The organism is Acinetobacter sp. YH16056_T (assembly GCF_024605895.1).
GTDB classification, from domain to species: domain Bacteria; phylum Pseudomonadota; class Gammaproteobacteria; order Pseudomonadales; family Moraxellaceae; genus Acinetobacter; species Acinetobacter amyesii.
In genome coordinates this window covers 239,151-259,318 of sequence record NZ_CP094545.1, presented here as the reverse complement: position 1 = coordinate 259,318, position 20,168 = coordinate 239,151, and the positions used below count along the sequence as shown (strand labels likewise).

The 20,168-nt window shown below is 43.3% G+C and carries 20 protein-coding genes; 9 read left to right on the top strand and 11 right to left on the bottom strand.

Annotation, left to right across the window (positions count from 1 at the left end):
• Nucleotides 1-80 precede the first annotated feature (80 nt).
• The 3 genes from MST17_RS01205 (at nucleotide 81) to MST17_RS01195 (ending at nucleotide 3,751) form a co-directional block, all read left to right on the top strand.
• Nucleotides 81-716, top strand: coding sequence for a response regulator (locus MST17_RS01205; protein WP_078189449.1), 636 nt, complete (start codon nucleotides 81-83; stop codon nucleotides 714-716).
• Nucleotides 717-738: 22 nt separating this feature from the next.
• Entirely contained in the window at nucleotides 739-2,304 is a 1,566-nt protein-coding gene (locus MST17_RS01200; RefSeq protein WP_180026526.1) for a PAS domain-containing sensor histidine kinase, read from the top strand.
• A 70-nt stretch (nucleotides 2,305-2,374) separates the two neighbouring features.
• Nucleotides 2,375-3,751, top strand: coding sequence for a sigma-54 dependent transcriptional regulator (locus MST17_RS01195; protein WP_218949186.1), 1,377 nt, complete (start codon nucleotides 2,375-2,377; stop codon nucleotides 3,749-3,751).
• A 22-nt stretch (nucleotides 3,752-3,773) separates the two neighbouring features.
• On the opposite strand, the gene MST17_RS01190 is transcribed toward MST17_RS01195, so the two are convergent.
• The 4 genes from MST17_RS01190 to lptF all read right to left on the bottom strand — a co-directional run bounded on the left by MST17_RS01190 (nucleotide 3,774) and on the right by lptF (nucleotide 8,809).
• Nucleotides 3,774-4,949, bottom strand: a complete 1,176-nt coding sequence (locus MST17_RS01190; protein ID WP_180026524.1) for a S41 family peptidase — start codon at nucleotides 4,947-4,949, stop codon at nucleotides 3,774-3,776.
• Nucleotides 4,950-4,966: 17 nt separating this feature from the next.
• Entirely contained in the window at nucleotides 4,967-6,514 is a 1,548-nt protein-coding gene (gpmI, locus tag MST17_RS01185) for a 2,3-bisphosphoglycerate-independent phosphoglycerate mutase (RefSeq protein ID WP_180026523.1), read from the bottom strand.
• A 122-nt stretch (nucleotides 6,515-6,636) separates the two neighbouring features.
• A complete protein-coding gene (lptG, locus tag MST17_RS01180; protein WP_078189454.1) occupies nucleotides 6,637-7,707 on the bottom strand; it encodes an LPS export ABC transporter permease LptG in 1,071 nt (356 codons plus the stop codon).
• Between the two features lies 1 nt (nucleotide 7,708).
• Nucleotides 7,709-8,809 carry an LPS export ABC transporter permease LptF gene (lptF, locus tag MST17_RS01175; RefSeq protein WP_180004700.1) on the bottom strand — a complete coding sequence of 367 codons (1,101 nt, stop codon included), beginning with the start codon at nucleotides 8,807-8,809 and terminating at the stop codon, nucleotides 7,709-7,711.
• 159 nt (nucleotides 8,810-8,968) lie between these two features.
• Between lptF and MST17_RS01170 the strand changes: the two genes are divergently transcribed.
• From MST17_RS01170 to MST17_RS01155, 4 genes are all read left to right on the top strand, one after another.
• Nucleotides 8,969-10,417, top strand: a complete 1,449-nt coding sequence (locus MST17_RS01170; protein WP_180026522.1) for a leucyl aminopeptidase — start codon at nucleotides 8,969-8,971, stop codon at nucleotides 10,415-10,417.
• On the top strand, nucleotides 10,410-10,817 hold the full coding sequence (locus tag MST17_RS01165; RefSeq protein WP_078189457.1) for a DNA polymerase III subunit chi: 408 nt from the start codon (nucleotides 10,410-10,412) through the stop codon (nucleotides 10,815-10,817). Before MST17_RS01170 ends, MST17_RS01165 begins: the two co-directional genes overlap by 8 nt.
• A 39-nt stretch (nucleotides 10,818-10,856) precedes the next feature.
• Nucleotides 10,857-11,495 carry a hypothetical protein gene (locus tag MST17_RS01160; RefSeq protein WP_180026521.1) on the top strand — a complete coding sequence of 213 codons (639 nt, stop codon included), beginning with the start codon at nucleotides 10,857-10,859 and terminating at the stop codon, nucleotides 11,493-11,495.
• Nucleotides 11,496-11,637: 142 nt separating this feature from the next.
• The gene (locus MST17_RS01155) at nucleotides 11,638-11,856 is read left to right on the top strand and encodes a hypothetical protein (RefSeq protein ID WP_078192596.1); all 219 of its coding nucleotides are present in this window, start codon (nucleotides 11,638-11,640) and stop codon (nucleotides 11,854-11,856) included.
• Nucleotides 11,857-11,918: 62 nt separating this feature from the next.
• On the opposite strand, the gene MST17_RS01150 is transcribed toward MST17_RS01155, so the two are convergent.
• The 7 genes from MST17_RS01150 to glnK form a co-directional block, all read right to left on the bottom strand.
• The gene (locus MST17_RS01150) at nucleotides 11,919-12,464 is read right to left on the bottom strand and encodes a VTT domain-containing protein (RefSeq protein ID WP_078189460.1); all 546 of its coding nucleotides are present in this window, start codon (nucleotides 12,462-12,464) and stop codon (nucleotides 11,919-11,921) included.
• 112 nt (nucleotides 12,465-12,576) lie between these two features.
• Nucleotides 12,577-13,236, bottom strand: a complete 660-nt coding sequence (locus tag MST17_RS01145; protein WP_078192598.1) for a riboflavin synthase — start codon at nucleotides 13,234-13,236, stop codon at nucleotides 12,577-12,579.
• 33 nt (nucleotides 13,237-13,269) lie between these two features.
• Nucleotides 13,270-14,562 carry a DNA adenine methylase gene (locus MST17_RS01140; protein ID WP_078189462.1) on the bottom strand — a complete coding sequence of 431 codons (1,293 nt, stop codon included), beginning with the start codon at nucleotides 14,560-14,562 and terminating at the stop codon, nucleotides 13,270-13,272.
• Nucleotides 14,559-15,662: a bifunctional diaminohydroxyphosphoribosylaminopyrimidine deaminase/5-amino-6-(5-phosphoribosylamino)uracil reductase RibD gene (gene ribD / locus MST17_RS01135; protein ID WP_180026520.1), complete on the bottom strand. Its 1,104-nt coding sequence runs from the start codon at nucleotides 15,660-15,662 to the stop codon at nucleotides 14,559-14,561. Before ribD ends, MST17_RS01140 begins: the two co-directional genes overlap by 4 nt.
• A gap of 36 nt (nucleotides 15,663-15,698) precedes the next feature.
• Complete coding sequence (gene nrdR / locus MST17_RS01130; RefSeq protein ID WP_067763170.1) at nucleotides 15,699-16,157, bottom strand: transcriptional regulator NrdR; 459 nt, start codon at nucleotides 16,155-16,157, stop codon at nucleotides 15,699-15,701.
• A 138-nt stretch (nucleotides 16,158-16,295) separates the two neighbouring features.
• Nucleotides 16,296-17,702 (bottom strand): ammonium transporter, encoded by a 1,407-nt coding sequence (locus tag MST17_RS01125; RefSeq protein WP_180026519.1) that lies wholly within the window; start codon nucleotides 17,700-17,702, stop codon nucleotides 16,296-16,298.
• 61 nt (nucleotides 17,703-17,763) lie between these two features.
• Nucleotides 17,764-18,102, bottom strand: a complete 339-nt coding sequence (gene glnK, locus MST17_RS01120; RefSeq protein ID WP_067763174.1) for a P-II family nitrogen regulator — start codon at nucleotides 18,100-18,102, stop codon at nucleotides 17,764-17,766.
• Between the two features lie 278 nt (nucleotides 18,103-18,380).
• Here glnK and MST17_RS01115 point away from each other — a divergent pair, with 278 nt between their 5' ends.
• Both MST17_RS01115 and MST17_RS01110 read left to right on the top strand, forming a co-directional pair.
• Complete coding sequence (locus MST17_RS01115; RefSeq protein WP_078189551.1) at nucleotides 18,381-18,608, top strand: accessory factor UbiK family protein; 228 nt, start codon at nucleotides 18,381-18,383, stop codon at nucleotides 18,606-18,608.
• A gap of 66 nt (nucleotides 18,609-18,674) precedes the next feature.
• A complete protein-coding gene (locus MST17_RS01110) occupies nucleotides 18,675-20,165 on the top strand; it encodes a YifB family Mg chelatase-like AAA ATPase (protein WP_180026518.1) in 1,491 nt (496 codons plus the stop codon).
• The last annotated feature ends 3 nt before the right edge of the window (nucleotides 20,166-20,168 follow it).

The following is a 20,168-nucleotide window of genomic DNA, read 5'->3' as shown; positions in this document are numbered from 1 at the left end:
GCTAATTTTGTCGTTTCATTGCAAGCTTATTTTGCTTTATGTAACAAAAAAAACAGATTTTGACTTGAGGGAGAGTGTAGGTGATCACAGTTTTGGTGGTAGATGACCATGAATTAGTCCGTACTGGTATTTGCCGTATGCTCGAAGACCATGCCGATGTCCAAGTCATTGGACAAGCCGAATCTGGTGAAGATGCGATTACACTTGTTCGCCAGCACCATCCGAATGTCGTTCTATTAGATGTCAATATGCCGGGGATCGGGGGGGTAGAAACCACACGTCGCCTACTCCAAACAGCGCCAGATACAAAAGTCCTCGCAGTCAGTGGACTTGCTGAAGAACCCTACCCGTCTTTATTGTTAAAAGCAGGTGCCAAAGGCTATATCACCAAAGGTGCACCAGTCACTGAAATGGTCCGTGCGATTAATAAAGTGATGCAAGGTGGCAAATATTTCAGTGCAGACATTGCGGAACAACTGGCCAGTTCATATTTGTCTGATACCCAACAATCACCTTTCGATGCCCTGTCTGAGCGTGAAATGCAAGTTGCCATGATGGTGGTCAATTGTATTAGCGCACAAGAAATTTCCGATAAATTATTCGTTAGCGTTAAAACAGTGAACACCTACCGTTACCGCATTTTTGAAAAACTGAATATTGATAGTGATGTCAAACTAACTCACTTGGCGATTCGCTACGGGTTAATCAAACCTTAACACAACGTACATCCTGTTACTTATGACACAGCGTTCAATCCATAGTGAATTGAACCAGTATCATTTGGGCCTTTGGTACAGTGCTTATCGCTTTATCATCAGTGCCTGTCTGTTACTGGTCTTTTTACTGACCTACACTCAATTCAGTTCAGATTATGAATACCCACGTTTATACCTATATGTATTGACGATTTATTTGCTGTTTACCAGCATTCAATTCATGTCGCTTGGACGCTTCAAAGTCCGTATTCCAAACCAGCTACTGCTGTTATTCATCGTAGATGTGATTTCGCTGAGCTTACTGACCTTAGCCATCGATGGACCCAATTTACATTTGAGTTTGCTGTTTGTGATTACGATTTTTGCAGCATCCCTGTTATTAGATGCCCAAAAAGCCTTGGTCATCACCCTCATCGCTGTGATCTGTGTGGTATATCAACTGTTTTTAGGTTCAATTCTTGAATTTACCTCACTTAAAAATTTAACCAACAGTGCGATTTTGGCTTTTTTATTTTGTGTAGTGTATGGCAGTGCGCAAATTGCCGTGAAACGTTTTCAGTTATTGGAAAATCTGAATTTTTCGCAATCTTTAGAGCTACATCGACTACAAAACATTAACCGCTATATTTTAGAACAGATTGATACGGGCTATTTGGTTTTGGATGAAAACTGTCATGTGGTGCTGAGTAATCCTGCTGCTTGCCATTTACTCGGCATGCCAAATTCTTATCATCATGATCAATATCCACTGTATACCACGCAGCCCGACTTATTTGAATTACTCAAGTTTGAAGATTTAAAAAGCGGGGAAAAATTTCAATTTGAATCGCAACAAAGCCAATACCACATTCAGGTACTCGTACAAAAACTCGTTGTGCCGCATCAAATGCTGACCTTGCTGATTTTACAAGATGCACAAAAACTCAATCAGCAAGTGCAACAACTAAAATTAGCCGCTTTAGGGCAACTCTCCGCCAGTATTGCTCACGAAATTCGTAATCCTTTAGCGGCGATTGTGCATGCCAATGATTTATATCCGCAAAGTGATACCGAACAACAGCACATGTTGAATCATATGATTTCACGTCAAGCGGTGCGGATTGACCGAATTATTCAAGACACCCTAAATATGGTGCGCAATAAGGAAACCCATCCGACTCGTCTGAATCTAGAACAATTTTTACCGTTGTTCCTACAAGAAGATCTGGCAGACATTCAACAGAACATTCGACTCAATGTACAAGCCAAAACCTTGATCGATTTTGATGAGGCACAGTTCAGACAAATTTTAATCAACCTAATTCGTAATGCGATTCGCCATAACAATCCGGACATGTCGTATATCGAAGTGGTGGCGCGTACAGATCAAAAAAAAGTCCAGATCGATGTCCGAGATTTCGGTCATGGGGTTGCTTTACAAAATCGCGCACAGTTATTTCAACCATTTTTTAGTACCGAAATTACTGGAACTGGTTTAGGATTATATCTTGCTCATAGCTTCTGTGAAGCGAATCAAGCACAGCTTTCCTATGTAGAACAAAAACAGGGAGCTTGCTTTAGGATTGAGTGCTTACAAGCTGTTATTTAATTGTTTTTAGGGGAAAACTGTGGATTCACAACCACTGGTATTGTTAGTTGATGACGAAGAAGACTTATGTATGCTGATGCAGATGTCTTTATCAAGGATGGGGGTTAAAACACATGTTGCGCATCGCCTCGACGAAGCTAAAAAAGCCTTGTCTACCTATAGCTACGATGCCTGCCTAACCGATCTCAACTTACCGGATGGTAATGGTCTACAGCTCTTAGATTGGATGAATGAACACTGTCCTTCCCTACCCGTTGCTGTGCTTACTGCCTATGGCAACATGGACATTGCCATTGCCGCATTAAAGGCGGGAGCATTCGATTTTGTCAGCAAACCGATCAATCCCAAACATCTTGAACAACTGCTACAAAAAGCCCTGAATAAGCCTTTGGCCGAAGACATTACTTCGCAAGATGCTTTAGAGCATAAAATGTTAATTGGTGAATCGCTCCCAATCCAGCAATTGCGTCGAACCTTAAAGAAAATTGCACGTTCACAAGCACCTGTTTTTATTACGGGTGAATCTGGTACAGGTAAAGAGGTCGTGGCCAATTTGGTTCACCGTTTAAGCAACCGTAATGAAGGACCCTTTATTGCCATTAACTGCGGGGCAATTCCCACAGAGTTAATGGAAAGTGAACTTTTTGGTCATAAAAAAGGCAGCTTTAGTGGTGCCACCCAAGACAAACAAGGTCTGATTCAATCTGCACATGGCGGTAGCTTATTTTTGGACGAAATTGCCGAATTACCTTTAGCCATGCAAGTTAAATTGCTACGCGCAGTACAGGAAAAACGTATACGTCCTGTGGGTTCAGACTGTGAAATTGATGTCGATTTCCGTGTGATCAGTGCCAGTCATCAGGACTTAGAAGCTCTCGTCCAACAAGGTCGCTTCCGCCAAGATTTATTTTTCCGTATCCATGTGATGGATTTAGTGTTGCCTGCCTTACGTGAACGTGGCGACGATATCCTCTTATTGGCGCAACATTTTATTCAAAAAATTAGCCATGAATGGGAAATTGCCACTAAGCCTCTGACTGAACGAGCGAAAAATTTCCTACTCAACCAATATTATCCGGGTAATGTTCGTGAACTCCGCAATATTATCGAACGTGCTATGACCCTCTGCGATGATGATCAGATTGATCTTCAACATCTGCAAAGTGCGCCATTAAGACAACCAAGTGCTCAGTTCAATTCCGCTACAGCAACGAATGAATCTGCTCAGCTGAGTGCAAACAGCAACGAACAGAGTGTGGTCCCTCGCAAACTACCTGAAGAAGGTTTAGAGCTCTTTTTAGAAAATATCGAAAAAGAAGTGCTCATGAATGCGTTAAACCTTACCCATTGGAACCGAACCCTTGCCGCAAAAAAATTAGGCATGTCATTCCGCTCATTGCGCTATCGTTTGAAAAAATTCGGCTTAGATACCGAAGACGAAGAGTAAAAGCTTTCCAGCGTATTGCTGTTTATTTTTGATTCAGCAATAACTCTGCAACATGATCGACATAGTGATCTTCACGTGCATCATGTTGCAGCGGATAGTTATAGTCTGGCTGCACCCCAATTCCTTCAATCATTTTGCCATTCGGTGTCAGATATTGCGACACAGTCATTTGTAAAGCCGCACCATTACTCAATGGAAATAGTTTTTGAACCACACCTTTACCATAACTTTTCTCACCCGCTACCCATGCACGTTTATGCTCTTTTAAGGCTGCGGTAAAGACCTCTGCGGCAGAAGCAGAACGATTGTTGATTAAGATGCCGACTTTCATATTTTGAAATTCAAAACTTGGTAAAGCCTGAAATTGTTGGTCACCCTCAGATCGACTTCGTGTCGACACAATAATGCCCTGATTCAAAAATAAATCGGCAGACTCGACAGCTGCGGACAATAACCCACCGGGGTTATTTCTTAAATCAAACAATACGGCTTTGACACGTGAACCGTGACTTTCAATTAAACGCTTTATTTCATTGGCAGTATCTTGTTGAAAAACTTTAACGTGTAATACTAAAACCTGATTATTTAATAATTTAGATTCTATATCTGTTTCAACTTTAGTGTTTCTGACCAAATTGATCGGTTGACTTGCAGTTATCAGCTGTAGATTCAGCGTCGAGCCGATACTGCCGGTGAGTAAGTGTCGCACTTGATCTTGATTGAGTTTTTTGAGTTCTTGATCATCAATTTTAAACACCGCCGTGCCATTTTTCAGACCTAGCTTTGCTGAATCGGCATCAGGCTTTAAATTGGTGATGACCCATTGCTGTAAACCTACATCAAAGCGCAAATTGAAATCGACACTCGCAATATCCCCTTCGGTGTATTGCAAAAGCTGCTTATAGTCTTCAGGTGAAAGATATCGTGAATAACGGTCTAAACCACTGACCATGCCTTTGATGGCTTGTTGGAATAATGCATCGTCATTTTTTTCAACTACATAATTTTCTTTGACAATGCCATAGATTTGAACAAATTGTTGGATCGATTCGACAGGTACTTCGGCATAACTTTGTTCATAGCTGCCATCAAACTCATCGAAAGCCGACTTTGCTTTGTCGGCTCCCCATGTCGAATGACTAGAACACAGCAGCAAGGCTGTAAGGCTTACAACTGACGTCCAGTGTGCTTTAGTCATTCATGCTTCCTTACATTTTAAGATTCAAGAGTAATCAAGTTACGACCTTGCATTTCTGTTGGTACAGGAATGTGCATAAGAGTTAACAGTGTCGGCGCTACGTCAGCCAAAACACCACCTTCTGCAATTGTTGCATTGGTCGGACCAACATAGATAAATGGCACAAGTTCAGTGGTATGTTGAGTATGCACCTGACCACTTTGGTAATCCTGCATTTGCTCTACGTTACCATGATCGGCAGTCACTAGCATGTGACCTTTATTTGCCATCACAGCTTCATACACACGACCTAAGCACGTGTCTACAGCTTCAACTGCTTTCACTGCTGCATCAAATACACCAGTATGTCCGACCATATCACCATTGGCATAGTTCACAACCAGTAAGTCGTACTCACCTGAATTAATTGCGGCAACCAACTCATCAGTGACTTCATAAGCGCTCATTTCTGGTTTTAAATCATAGGTCGCAACGTTTGGTGATGGAATCAAAATACGTTTTTCACCCGGATATTCGTCTTCACGACCACCACTGAAGAAGAAAGTCACGTGTGCATATTTTTCAGTTTCAGCAATACGCAGTTGTGTTTTACCCAAATTAGACAGGTATTCACCAATCGAGTTATGCAACGCTTCTGGCATATAAGCCACAGGTGCATCAATTGTTGCTTGGTAACGTGTCAACATGACAAATTTTGATAAAGCAGGAACCACTTTACGTTCAAAACCTGCAAAATCTTTTTCCACAAATGCTTTGGTAATTTCACGCGCACGGTCAGCACGGAAGTTCATAAAGACAACGCTATCACCATCTTGAATCGGTGCTAAATCACCAATACGCGTCGCTTTCACAAATTCATCTGATTCTTCAGCAGCATAAGCCTGCTCTAGACCTTCAACAGCAGTCGCTGCAGTGCGCACTGCTTCACCTTCAGTTAATAGGCGATAGGCTTGCTCAACACGATCCCAACGGTTGTCACGGTCCATCGCAAAGTAACGACCAATCATGGTAGCAATACGACCTTGACCCGGATACTGAGCAAACAGCGCATCTAATTTTTCAAGCGAAGGTTGTGCGCTTTTTGGTGGCGTATCACGACCATCAAGGAATGCATGAAGATAAACTTTTGCACCACGTTTTAATGCCAATTCAGCCATCGCCACAATGTGATCTTCATGTGAATGCACACCACCTTCAGACAACAAGCCCATGATATGTACAGCACGGTTTGCAGCTTTGGCTTTTTCAACCGCATCGACTAATACGTCATGTTCAAAGAAGGCACCGGTACGAATATCTTTGGTAATACGAGTAAAGTCTTGATACAGCACACGTCCTGCACCAAGGTTCATGTGACCCACTTCAGAGTTACCCATTTGACCATCAGGTAAACCAACGTCTTCGCCAGAGCCTGAAATCAATCCATGCGGATGCTTTTCCTGCATTGCAGTCAAGTTAGGTCGTTTTGCTGCTAAAAAGGCATTGTCCTCGACCGCTTCGCGATGACCCACACCATCCATAATTACCAATACGTGTGGGATTTTGCCAGCAGTTGCATCCGTCATAATGAACACTCTTTCGTTTATAAATTAATCATACTATCTTACCGAATTTTCGGTGAAGACTCTATGTGACAACCATGGTTTATCTAGGTCATCAACATTGTTTTACTCAATCTTGCATGCACTTAACGTGCGCGGTGCAGCAGATAGCCACCCGCTACAAACATCAAAATAATTGGTATAAAGACGAACCATGCAGGCGATGGAGCGTACACCAAACTTGCATAACCCAAGAAATCTTGTAAGTAGTAAAAGCCCAGTCCAGCAAATAAGGCAATCACCAAGCGGAAACCCATCGACTGTTGACGTAAAGGTCCAAAAATAAATGAACACGCAATCACCACTAAGGCAATTAAAGCAAAGGGCGAACCAAACTTTTGCCAAAACGCCAATTGGTAAGTTTTCGGGACTTGGCTATATTCATGCATATAACTCATAAAGCTCACCAATTGACTGGGTGATAGGTCTTCAGGGTCAATGGTAACCATATGCACATATTTAGGTTGCAAGGCCAATGAAAGCGGCTGTTCAGCATTTTGCTTAGCCACAGCATCACCCGTCGCTAATAGGTCGACTTGGGTTGAATTTTGCAGTGTCCAAGCCCCATTTTTGACAAAATTCCCTTGCTCCGCATCTAAAGTGCCTCGCAAACGATATTTTTCATCAAAATCAACAACCTGAACATCTTTAATTTGACCTTGTGAATTGGCATAGTCAATATAAATAAAGCGCTGGCCTTCACGTGACCAATAGCCTTTGACTTCGCCCAGTTCAGCCGCAGTGCGGTGACTTTTGACGCTTTTGGCTTGTTCATTGGTATAGGGAATGACCCATTCGCTTAATGCAAAGGATAAAACCACCAAAATGAGTGCCGAACGAATCACCCAGCCCACAATCCGCCAAAGGCTGATGCCGACCGAACGCATCACAATTAATTCACTATTTGAAGCTAGAGTCCCTAAACCCAGTACTGCACCAATCAAGGCTGAAATCGGCAAAATTTCATATAAATAATTCGGTGAACTCCATAACACATACTGCAAAGCATTCCATGCGTTATAGCCTTCTTTCAGCGAGCCCAATTCACCTAAATAAGTAAAAAGCACTTGTAAGCCAGCCAATACCGCGGTCGCACCAAGCATGGCTAAAGCAGTAGTTTTGGTCACATGTTTTGCAACTATACGACGTGCCAACATTTTAAGACCTCACTCGCTGAATTTGTTTCTTAATTTTGGGCGCTAATTTTTGTTTACGCGAGAACAATGCCGCTGCAATGCCGTAAATTACCAAAACAAGTGGATAAGCCCAGATGCCCATTTCTTCTTTACTGATCCGCGTTTTGATCGCCATTAAAGCCACGATTAAACTGGCAAAAATAAGTAAGGCTGGGAACAGTTTTAGGTAACGCCCTTGACGAGGACTGACCTCAGACAAAGCAGTGGCAAGCAATAACGCCACCAAAATAGCGAACGGCACAAAGATTCGCCAACCAAGTTCACTGGCAACCACAGGATCATGACGGTTATCCCATAACTTCGAGGTTGGTAAAGCTTCTACTTCGGTACTTTCAAATTTTGCTTCTTTATCATTTTCTAAACGTAAACGATAACTTTGGAATTCAGCTTGAGAATAACGCGGTTGCCCCGGATAGATTTCGTAACGGCGGCCTTCAACTAAATCAACCACATTGGCATTGTCATCGGGCACTTCGACGCGGGTCGCTTCTTTTGCCAAAATAATGACATCAGGCTTGCCCTCTTTTTCTGCACGCTGATAGAAGAAAATATCTTTTAAGTTTTTACGGTCTTCTGACAAGTCCCCTGCATAAATGGTATAGGGCCCAGAGGAAATAAACTCTTTCGGTCGAACCAAGTCAAAGCCTGTTCGTACCGCTTGCGAAGTCGTTAATGCTTCAAACTGACGGATGCCCCAAGGCGACGCCCACAGCATCAAAAATGCTTGAACAGCCATAAAGACCACGGTCATCGGCACCAATAAACGTGACAATTGATTACGACTGACACCGCTACCATTGAGCACAGCCATTTCATGATCGACATACAGACGACCAAAGACCAACATCAGACCAATAAAGAAACCGAGCGGAAGAATTAAGGTTAAAAATTCAGGCAAACGGTAGCCAATGATGCTAAATAAAATACTTGCATCTAAACGACCCTGCGCCGCCACACCAAAGTACTTGATCAAACGACCACCCATCATGATCAAGGTCAATAAGGCAATCACAACCAGTGATGTCGACACCACTTGCTTGACCAGATAACGCCGAATAATCAAATTAATTCTTCCAAAAATAGGGCCAATAAAAACTAGCGTTAGTTTACCCGAATGTAGAAAATATAAAACCTATACCCTTGTTGCTCATTGAAACTCTATTCATATAAATGTTTCAATGGTTTAATGGTTTATAAATTTAAAAAGGCATAAATACCGCACATGAAACTTTCTATTAATACGTCATTCCAAGCGAATGCGTCCAGCCAATATTTGTTGATATTAGTAGATTCTGAGCACGTTACAAATGCAGCTACTTCATATCAAATCAATGATTTAGATAATTTAATTGACGCGACTCAATTTAAAGCAGCACTCAATGAAAGCCTGCCTTTGGTGGCGAACATTGCCGCTTGTCGTAACAGCACACTTTTAGGCCTCGGCAAAGTTGCTGAATTACAGGTCAATAAATTTGCAAAAATTGCACAAACCATTATTAAAGCGTCACAAAAAAAATTCAAACAGATCAGTGTCGATATCTCTGCCCTACCACAAGAACAACATTATTTATTTGCACTTAGCCTGACGCAAGCGGCTTATGCATTTGATGAATACAAGTCTAAGAAAAATGAATTTGTTTTGGAGCAGATCCATTTAATCGCTACTGAAAGTCCATTAACCACTGCACAGCTTGAATTAATTTCTGCAGTGCAATCAGGTCAAAGTTTTACTCGTGACTTAGGTAACCGTCCGGGCAATATCTGTTTTCCTGAATATTTAGCCGAACAAGCTCAAGCACTTGCAGCTGAATTCCCAGATCAACTCAAAGTGACTGTACTCGATGAACAGCAAATGGCTGATCTCGGTATGGGTGCTTTCCTTGCTGTGAGTAAAGGTTCTGACCGTCCAGGCCGTATTATTACCATCGAATACCTTTCAAATCGTGAAGAAGCGCCAGTGGTGCTTGTTGGTAAAGGCGTGACTTTTGATACTGGCGGTATCTCACTTAAACCGGGTGCAGGCATGGACGAAATGAAATTCGACATGTGTGGTTCAGCATCAGTTTTGGGTACCATCCGTGCGCTGTGTGAAGCGAAATTACCGATTCATGTAGTCGGTGCAATTGCTGCTGCAGAAAACATGCCGTCTGGTCATGCCACTCGCCCAGGTGATATCGTGACGACCATGAGCGGTCAAACCGTTGAAATTCTAAATACCGATGCCGAAGGTCGTTTGGTGCTGTGCGATACCTTGACCTATGTAAAACGCTTTAACCCTGCACTGGTAATTGATATTGCAACCCTCACAGGTGCATGTGTCGTAGCACTGGGTTCAGTCCTTACTGGTATGTTCACTCCGGATGATGAACTGGCGGCTGAATTGACTGCTGCGGGTCAACATAGCTTTGACCGCGTATGGCGCATGCCCGTGATTGAAGATTATCAAGAACAACTTGATTCTCCATTTGCAGATATTGCCAACATTGGTGGTCCAAAAGCAGGTTCTGTAACAGCTGCATGTTTCCTTCAACGCTTTACGCGTGAATATCGTTGGGCGCATTTAGATATTGCTGGGACTGCATGGAACTCAGGTGCAAATAAAGGCGCAACAGGTCGTCCTGTGCCATTATTAATGCAATTCTTAGCGAATCGTGCTCAAGCGAATGGCTAAAGTTAGCTTTTATTTATTTGAAAAAAGTCCTGAACGACAAGTCGAAAGCACTTGTCGTTTATGCCGTAAGATTCTGCGTCAGCCTGTACGTATTTGGCTACATTGTGCTGACCCAGACTTACAGCAACAACTTGATGAACGCCTGTGGAGTTTCGATCACACAGGTTTCATTCCCCATGGTATCGATCAAGCCGAGGCAACGGTCTGTATTTCTGCCCAATTGCCTGAGCAAGCCGACTGGATTGTGTTTAATTTTAACGATCAAGCACTTGAACAGTTCGCAAGTTTTAGTCACATTATCGAAATTATTGAAAATAACGAACCCGCTAAAATTATCGGGCGTGAAAAATATAAACAATATCGACGTTTGGGCGTTCAACCACAGACCCATAAACTTTAACGTGATATTGGTTTTACCCTATTTGCAAGGAGATGCACCATGGCATTGAATGTCGGTCCAGACTTTAAACAGCGCTGGTTAAAAGTACCTGAAGCTATTCGTCAGACCTTTATTGATGACCTTGGTCGCGTTTGCGATGTACTCAATCCCAGTACAGACATTCAACAATGGCTAGTCAATGACCAACAGCAACAGCAAATGTCTTTTGACAAAATTGAGTCTGCCTATGCAGATTTGAAAGCACAGCTGATTGAAGATGCTCGCATTCGTAAACAATTGGCTTTAGAAAAAGCCTTAGAAGAAAAACGTGAAGCTGAACAAGCCTATGCAGAACAACTGAAACGTGACGAAGAGTTACGCTTTGCTGCACAAACGCAAGCGCTCACCATGATGCAACATAATCTTGATCGTGAAGTACAACACTATGCCGCTCGCTATCATAAAAATCCTGAAACGGGTTTAGCAGGATTAAGCCAAAGCTTATCGGTCAGCGAAGGACAAATGTTGTCAGAACTTGAAAGTGTACGCGTGCGTTTGGAACTTGAGGCAGAAACGCAAATCGAAATGGCAGTCAGTGATTTCCGTGCAAAATTGAAAGCTGCAGCACAAGAAGAAATTGACTATATCTTAGAAAACTCCAATTTTTCGACAGAATCTACATCATCCCAAGCATCGTAAGCTGTCGATCGAAATCTGGTCACTGTCATTAAACTGACATGTATTTGCAACATGATGTTCATATGGCTGAAGCATTGTCCCTCAAAATACAATGCTTCAGGCATCCTAAAAATATAATCATGCATCCAGATGGGAATTCAATATGGACATCATTCACCAGATTACCCAGAAAATATCCTCTCTATCTGCTGGAGAACAATGGGACATTCGTGCCAAAGATCTTTGGCTGAGTCATTCAGACTTTCACAGTATTTCGGTGTATCTCAGCCGAGAATCAGAAAAAGGTGGTTTTAGCATTCAGCAACCGCCCCACAGCTCGATTTTTCAAACCCTTGATGTGGTGACCGTTACAAAACACTAAGTTGTCATCGACTCCATAAAAAAAGCCCACAACTGTGGGCTTTTTTTATGTCTAAGTTTAGCTTAGACCAAATCTGCAACTGCAGAAACAGTATGTCCTAGGAAATAACCGATACCGAGTAGTAATCCAATCCAGATGAAACCACCTAGCACATTATAAAACATAAATGTACCGAGGCTCATGCGCGCAGACCCAGCGGCAAAAGGCGCAAAAGAACGTACAAAAGGTACAAAGCGTGCGACTAAAATCGTTTTACCGCCATGCTTCATAAAATATTTATTGGTTTTGACCATATATTCGGGCTTAAAGTAACGTGTGTGCTTATTAAAGTACTTAATGCCTAGCACGCTGCCCGTATAGTAATTGACGCAGTAGCCCAAGACCGATGCGACAAATAACATCAGCCCCATGGTGTGTAAATGCACCACTTCCGTCGTTGAACATAATGCGCCGATGGCAAGCAACAGGCTGTCTCCCGGCAGGAAGAACATAAATACTGAACCCGTTTCTGAAAATATCACCAGAAATAAAATGGCATAAATCCACACACCATAATTTTCCAATAACATGGGTAACCACTGTTCCAGATTCAGTAAGAAATCAATCATTATCACCTGTCTGATTATTCATCATATATGTCATTCCGCGACGCATTATCACCAAAAATAAAAAAACAGTCTAATTTTTCAATCAGACTGTTTGGTTTTCTTCGGTATCAACTTATTTCAAGAAGCCATTTTCAGCGAGAAAATCTAAGCTAATTTTAGATTGCGCTGTGGTCTCAGCGGCTTTATCTCCGAGCAATAAACGCTCAATATAACGTGCTAAAACATCCACTTCCAAGTTCACTTTAGCCCCAGCTTTCCACGTACCGATATTGGTTCGTTCAGCCGTGTGCGGAATTAAATTTAAGCTCAGCACATTGCCACGTAAATGGTTAATCGTCAGGCTAATACCATCCACGGTCACAGAGCCTTTTTCTGCTAAATAGCGTGCAATTTCTTTCGGTGCGGTCACTTCAAAATAAATTGAACGTGCATCTGAACGAACTTGAGTGATTTCACCCACTGCATCGACATGACCACTGACAATATGTCCACCAAAACGCGTGGTCGGCAACATGGCTTTTTCCACATTTACTGCCTGCCCTGCTTTCCAGTGTTCCAAAGTGGTCCGATTTAAACTTTCACGTGATACATCAGCTGCATACCAATTGCTACCAAAGTCAATCACGGTTAAGCAAATGCCATTGGTGGCAATAGAATCTCCCAAATGCACATCCGACATGTCTAAATCTGTCTGGATACGCAAGCGGACATCGCCACCCACGTTTTGAATGCTTTCAACTTTACCTAGACTTTCAATAATGCCTGTAAACATGTTCAATCCCTAAAAAATATGGGGCGATGATTTTTACCACAAATCAAGTTGCGTGCTCACGCCAGAGGTATCGACACCACCTAATTCTGCAAAATGGTGCAATTGACTCAACAACTGACGGATTGGTGGACCTGATTTGGCATGCGTATCCGTGATGACAATAAACTCTAGTACGCGTGCACGTTCAGACTGACGCTGCTTACTCACGCGGTAACGTGGTACATCTTGCGTCAATAAGCTTACTCTGCCACGTTTTAAATTGGCTTGTAACAAATCTGTGGCGCTGATATTACCATCGGTTGAATAGCTCGTCAGGATGTAACGTGCATTGATGGTTTCTAATAATTTTTCATAAGCTTCTTTCGCATGCTTCGAAGAATTATATGGACTTGGACGTTCTTTACGCCATGCACGGTCGATTCCGCTCTTAAAGCCTTTGGTATCTGGCGTTGGTAAATCCACCTGATCCCATAACGTTAAGGCATTCAACACATGGTAGTTACTGCTATAAGCATGTTGGTTATATGGTGGATCGAGATAAGCCACATCTACTTCAAAGCCGCTCATTTGATTGGCCAAATGCTGTGCGTCGACACACCACATTTCCGCGGCGGGTTTTTTCGGATCACCAATTTCACAAAAACGACTTGGGGTCAGCCATAACAATGAACCGATACGATCTAAGGCTGCTTGGGTTTTACCACCCCAACCATGATGAAAGCTTTTAAATACACCGCTGGTATTGCTGACAAAACTTGCTGAATACAATAACGGTGCCAACAAAGCACTCATTTCCACATCATCAATCGCGCCTTGAGCCTGCCAAGTTGCAATTTGCTGACGAATCGCATCGATACGCATACCATTACGACGTTTAAAGAATAAACGGTCACGTGCCGGATCGTAGATTTCATCATTACGTGGACACAAGTTATGGGTCACCCAACCTTTAACTTCTGGCAAACGGTTCAGATAATCAATCGCTTTCTGATAGCCACCCAACTCTTTAAAAGCAGGTGCTTCAACGCAAGAGAGAATCGCGCTGTTCAAGGCATGGCTGTAGGGTTCCCAGTCATTGGCAATAACACGATAGCCGTTTTGACGAGCCAACCGTGATACCACACCCGAACCTGCAAAAAAGTCTGCAAATATCGGCGCACGACCATCTTCGCGTTTTAAGGTTCCCGTTTGCTCAAGTGCTTCTAAAATCAGATGTAATAGGCGGCGTTTGTTTCCCAAATAAGGAACCAACTGATGGAAAAGATATTCGTCTGTGGTACGAGCCGCATGACGACGTTTGTGATAAACCGTAGACTCTGAATTCATAGCGTCTCTTGAGAAGGGATTAACCTTAAGCGAATGTCATCACCCAATTGAGTGACATCTTTCAGCTTAAATCGAAACTGCTCTGCCATGCGGTCAAATTCCGCATTAAACATCGCACGTGCTGACTGACCCAACAAGGTCGGTGCAACATAACTGATCATTTCATCGATCAAATGTTCTTGTAAGAAAGCGGTCGAAAGTGTCGCACCGGCTTCCACAAGGACATCATAAATTTGGAACTGTTGAACGCATGCTGCTAACAGATCGGCCAAAGGCTGAATTTCAAATTGTACCACGCCCAAGTCAGCAAGTTCCTGACGATATGGCCCCATGACCATCACGGTTTCAGGTTGCTGCAATATTTTTGCGCTTAATGGCAAGCGGCCTTGGCGATCTAGCACGATACGTTTCGGCTGAACCACGCTTCGCATATCAACAGCATCATCGAGTTGACGTACGTTGAGTAAGCAATCATCTGCTAATACTGTTTCCATCCCAGTAATCACAGCACCTGATATCGCACGCCAATGCTGTACATCTTGTCGCGCCATTGCACCGGTAATCCATTTAGACTCACCCGAGGCCATGGCAGTACGCCCATCCAGGCTCGATGCGACTTTGAGCCGGACATAAGGCATGCCCGTCGCCATGGCTTTTAAAAAGCCCAAGTTCAATTGATGCGCTTCTGCTTCACAAATACCTGTGATCACTTCAATGCCAGCATCACGTAGGATTTGTACACCTTTACCCGCAACCAATGGATTCGGATCGGGACATGCTACAACGACTTGAGCAACACCTGCTTCTACCAAACCTTTGGCACAAGGTGGCGTACGTCCATAGTGTGCGCAAGGCTCTAAAGTCACATAAGCGGTTGCGCCACGTGCGGCCTCACCTGCATCACGCATTGCAAAGACTTCGGCATGCGGCTGACCCGCTTTGGGATGAAAGCCTTCACCAACCAATTGACCGTCTTTGACAATTACACAGCCCACATTGGGATTGGGACGAGTGCTGTATTGCCCCTGCTGTGCCAATGCAATTGCACGCCGCATCCACTGTTGATGCTGCTGCAAAGGCACTTGATCTAACTCAGACATGTAATCACTCATGATAAAAATGGAAGCAGATGTGCATTAGTGCTCACGCTGCTGCATTTGTTCAATTTGACGACGAAAAGCTTCTACATCTTGGAAGTCTTGATACACAGAAGCAAAACGTACATAAGCCACATGATCTAAAGCAAACAAAGACTGCATGACAATTTCACCAATGGTGCGTGATTTCACGTCACGTTCACCCAAACGGCGAATTTGCAATTGAATATCACTGAGTACCGTTTCAATTTGCTCTTGCGTTACTGGACGCTTTTGCAAGGCATGCATGAGCGAGCGGCGGAGCTTGGCTTCATCAAAAGGTTCGCTCTTTGAGTCAGACTTGATGACACGCGGCATCACCACTTCATAGCTTTCAAAAGTTGTAAAACGTTCACCGCAACTAATACATTCACGGCGGCGGCGTATCTGACAGCCTTCAGCAGCAAGACGTGAGTCAATCACTTTACTGTCTTCAGCGTTGCAAAATGGACAATGCATAGCGGTTAAATTGAACAAATCCGAATGGATTTAGAGTGTAGCAAAAATTTTGAAATTTGTAGAGCTTTACGCTAGATATGGAAAAAAAACAGCCCTTTCGGGCTGTTTTACACAATATATTGATTTACTGTGATCTTATTATTCTACACGTTCACCATGTTGACTTAAGTCTAGACCCATACGTTCGTCATCAGCTTCAACACGGATGCCAATCACTAGATCAATCACTTTCAAGATAATGAATGTCATCACTGCTGAGTAAGCAATAGTCGCTAGTACGCCTTCGACTTGAACCCATAATTGATGCATTAAGTCGCTCGGTGCTTTATCACCCATGATGAATTCGCTGGCAAAGAATGCTGTAAGGATCGCACCCACGATACCACCGACACCATGTAGACCAAACGCATCCAAAGAGTCATCCGCTTTCAACGCACGTTTCAGCGCAGTAATCCCCCAGAAGCAAACCACACCACCGATCAGACCCATCGCTAAAGCACCACCAACTGTTACGAAACCTGCCGCAGGTGTAATCACCACAAGACCTGCTACTGCACCAGAAGCACCACCCAAAACAGACGCTTTACCACGAACCACTTTTTCAGTAATTAACCATGCCACTGCTGCTGCCGCTGCTGCAACTTGTGTTACCACCAATGCATAACCAGCGGAACCATTTGCACCCAGTGCAGAACCACCGTTGAAACCAAACCAACCTACCCATACAAGGCTTGCACCGATGACGGTTAAAGTTAGGTTATGTGGCGCCATAGATTCACGGCCAAGCCCCATACGTTTACCAAGCATGTACGCTGCAACGAGACCCGCAACACCTGAGTTGATGTGAACAACCGTACCACCCGCAAAATCAAGCGCACCGTCGTTACCTAACCAACCACCGCCCCATACCCAGTGGGTAATTGGTGCATAAACCACGACACTCCAAATTGCGATGAACGCAACGAAAGCACCGAATTTCATACGTTCTGCAATCGAACCGCTAATAATGGCAACGGTAATGATGGCAAATGTCATTTGGAAAATAACAAAAAGAATCTCTGGAATCGTACCGGACAAGGCTTCTGTGGTGATGCCCGACAACATAAATTTGTCTAAGCTACCGATAAAGGCATTACCTTCACCAAATGCTAAGGTATAACCCACAATCACCCACGTTAAGCTCACGACACCTGCCGCAACAAAACTGTGTGCCATCGTGCTGAGTACATTTTTCTTACGGACCATACCGCCGTAAAATAATGCTAAACCGGGAATTGTCATGAGTAACACAAGTGCAGTGGATACTAAAATCCATGCTGTATCACCTGTATCGAGCTTAGGTTCTTCTTCTGTAGGTGCTGGTTCTGCAGGTGCTGGCGCTGCTTCAACTGGAACTGCAGCTTCTGTTGTATTTAGCGTTGTTGTATTTGCAGTATCAACTACTGTGACTTCTTCTGTAGGTGCTGTTGCGCTTTCTTCAGCCCACGCAACAGAACCACCTAAAAGTGCACTGGACAAGCCGAGTGCAATTAGCATTTTTTTCATTCGTATCCCCCGACCTGATTTTCTGAGTTATTAGCTACTCAGCAAACTTCATGCCAATTTTTTAAACGGCATCTGCACCTGTTTCACCAGTACGGATACGGATGACTTGTTCCAGATTGCTTACAAAAATTTTACCGTCGCCAATTTTTCCTGTGCTTGCAACACGAGTAATTGATTCAATTACGGTATCGACCATTTCATCACTGATTGCGATTTCGATTTTTACTTTTGGTAAGAAATCAACCACGTATTCAGCACCACGATAAAGTTCAGTATGACCTTTCTGGCGACCGAAGCCTTTAACTTCAGTGACAGTGATCCCTTGAACACCATTTTCAGAGAGTGCTTCACGCACGTCATCTAATTTAAAAGGTTTTACAATTGCAGTTACGAGCTTCATGTTTTGTTTTCCTTCGGCTTATTTCACCTGTAAGGTTTTATGTTCAATTTTCATGCCAATATGACTACAGTCGGGGGAAAATAGTCAGCCCAGCATGAGATTTCTTTATAACCTATTTTATACGGATAATCTTGCGTATGCTTATAAAAATAGACGTTTTTACTAGAAGAATTACGATTTTACTGATCGATTAAACGCATATTTAAATAAAAGCACTATGGTCATGAATGTGGCGATGTTAAACTGCTGCCACCAATTCACTGAGGATGGTCAAAACAATGATTGAAACCTTATTACAAGCGATATTAGAACAAATCGATCAGCCGAAAAAAGACGTCGAACATAATCTTCGCAGCTTACTCAATGAAGCTGTGAGCAAAATGGATCTCGTATCTAAAGAAGAAATCGAACGCCAACGTACTGCACTGAATAATGCCAATTTACGTTTAAATGAATTGTTGAAACACGTCGAAGAACTCGAACAAAAAATTCAGAACAAAAAATAAGCACCTTTTTAGTGCAACAAAAGACGCATAACGATTAAAAATAATGCACCATAACGGAACAATAATATGTCTTTTGCCAAAATCTATACTCGGGGTTTGCTCGGCTTAAATGCACCCCAAATTGAAGTTGAAGTTCATGTCAGCCAAGGCCTACCGTCATTGACCATTGTGGGCCTACCTGAGGCCGCCGTCCGTGAAAGTAAAGACCGTGTCCGCTCTGCGATTATTAATAGCGGCTTTCAGTTTCCGACCAAACGTCTGACCATTAATCTAGCACCCGCAGATTTACCCAAAGATGGTTCACGTTTAGATCTCGCCATTGCTTTAGGGATTCTGATCGCGTCGGGACAACTTCCTGAAAATGCAGCAGATGGTTTTGAATTTATTGGAGAATTGGCACTTGATGGTTATTTACGACCTGTCAGTGGCATCTTAAGTATAGCCATTGCCTGTCAGCATATCGGGCATCATCTGATTCTACCGGCACTCAATGCCGATGAAGCGGCACAACTGCCGGAGTTCCAAGTCTTTCCTGCACAGCATCTTAAGGATGTGTGTGAACATTTAAGTCGTTCAGCCTTAATCAGTAGCCATCCCTCGACATCGTCAGCCAATCAACACAGTTATCCCTTTGATTTATCTGATGTGAAAGGTCAACTCAGACCACGTCGTGCTTTAGAAATTGCGGCTGCAGGCGGTCACTCCCTACTATTTCGTGGCCCTCCGGGCACAGGCAAAACTCTACTCGCCTCGCGTTTGGCTAGTATTCTGCCCCCCTTAGATATGCAAGAAAATTTGCAAGTCGCGAGTATTTATTCCATTGCAGGTGCAAATCATCATTTTGGGCAACGTCCATTTCGTGCGCCACACCATACGGCATCTGCGATTGCCCTCGTCGGTGGAGGATCAAATCCTAAACCGGGTGAAATCACCTTGGCACATTTAGGGGTTTTATTTTTAGATGAGCTGCCTGAATTTGATCGAAAGGTGTTGGAGGTATTACGGCAACCACTCGAATCCAAAGAAATTGTGATTTCAAGGGCTTCTCGTCAAATCACTTTCCCTGCAAATTTTCAACTGATTGCGGCGATGAATCCTTGCCCATGTGGCTATGCCTTCAACCAAGACAGCCGCTGTCAATGTAGTGCTGAAAGTATTAAACGCTATCAAAACCGTATTTCAGGTCCATTATTAGATCGTATTGACTTACATATAGATGTCCCGCCACTGGCAGCGCATGAATTACAAAGTTCGCAAGAGGTTGAAAGCTCAAGTACGGTTAGGCATCGTGTCATTCGTGCCTATGAGTTACAAATAGATCGCCAGCAAAAATCCAATATGGCACTGACGCCGACGCAATTGGAGCAACAAGCAGTTTTGGATGCTACTGCACAGAATATTTTACAGTTAGCCCAGCAGAGAATGAATTTATCTGCGCGTGCCTATCATCGGGTGTTACGTGTTGCCAGAACCATTGCCGACTTGGCTCAAAGTGAACACATTCAAGCTCAGCACGTTTCTGAAGCACTGTCCTATCGAAGCCAGCTCAATACTTAAAAA

Coding starts and splice junctions, on each gene's coding strand:
- MST17_RS01200 (WP_180026526.1), top strand. CDS start 739: ATGACACAGCGTTCAATCCATAGTGAATTGAACCAGTATCATTTGGGC.
- MST17_RS01195 (WP_218949186.1), top strand. CDS start 2,375: ATGCTGATGCAGATGTCTTTATCAAGGATGGGGGTTAAAACACATGTT.
- MST17_RS01190 (WP_180026524.1), bottom strand. CDS start 4,949: ATGACTAAAGCACACTGGACGTCAGTTGTAAGCCTTACAGCCTTGCTG.
- gpmI (WP_180026523.1), bottom strand. CDS start 6,514: ATGACGGATGCAACTGCTGGCAAAATCCCACACGTATTGGTAATTATG.
- lptG (WP_078189454.1), bottom strand. CDS start 7,707: ATGTTGGCACGTCGTATAGTTGCAAAACATGTGACCAAAACTACTGCT.
- MST17_RS01170 (WP_180026522.1), top strand. CDS start 8,969: ATGAAACTTTCTATTAATACGTCATTCCAAGCGAATGCGTCCAGCCAA.
- MST17_RS01165 (WP_078189457.1), top strand. CDS start 10,410: ATGGCTAAAGTTAGCTTTTATTTATTTGAAAAAAGTCCTGAACGACAA.
- MST17_RS01160 (WP_180026521.1), top strand. CDS start 10,857: ATGGCATTGAATGTCGGTCCAGACTTTAAACAGCGCTGGTTAAAAGTA.
- MST17_RS01155 (WP_078192596.1), top strand. CDS start 11,638: ATGGACATCATTCACCAGATTACCCAGAAAATATCCTCTCTATCTGCT.
- MST17_RS01150 (WP_078189460.1), bottom strand. CDS start 12,464: ATGATTGATTTCTTACTGAATCTGGAACAGTGGTTACCCATGTTATTG.
- MST17_RS01145 (WP_078192598.1), bottom strand. CDS start 13,236: ATGTTTACAGGCATTATTGAAAGTCTAGGTAAAGTTGAAAGCATTCAA.
- MST17_RS01140 (WP_078189462.1), bottom strand. CDS start 14,562: ATGAATTCAGAGTCTACGGTTTATCACAAACGTCGTCATGCGGCTCGT.
- ribD (WP_180026520.1), bottom strand. CDS start 15,662: ATGTCTGAGTTAGATCAAGTGCCTTTGCAGCAGCATCAACAGTGGATG.
- nrdR (WP_067763170.1), bottom strand. CDS start 16,157: ATGCATTGTCCATTTTGCAACGCTGAAGACAGTAAAGTGATTGACTCA.
- MST17_RS01125 (WP_180026519.1), bottom strand. CDS start 17,702: ATGAAAAAAATGCTAATTGCACTCGGCTTGTCCAGTGCACTTTTAGGT.
- glnK (WP_067763174.1), bottom strand. CDS start 18,102: ATGAAGCTCGTAACTGCAATTGTAAAACCTTTTAAATTAGATGACGTG.
- MST17_RS01115 (WP_078189551.1), top strand. CDS start 18,381: ATGATTGAAACCTTATTACAAGCGATATTAGAACAAATCGATCAGCCG.
- MST17_RS01110 (WP_180026518.1), top strand. CDS start 18,675: ATGTCTTTTGCCAAAATCTATACTCGGGGTTTGCTCGGCTTAAATGCA.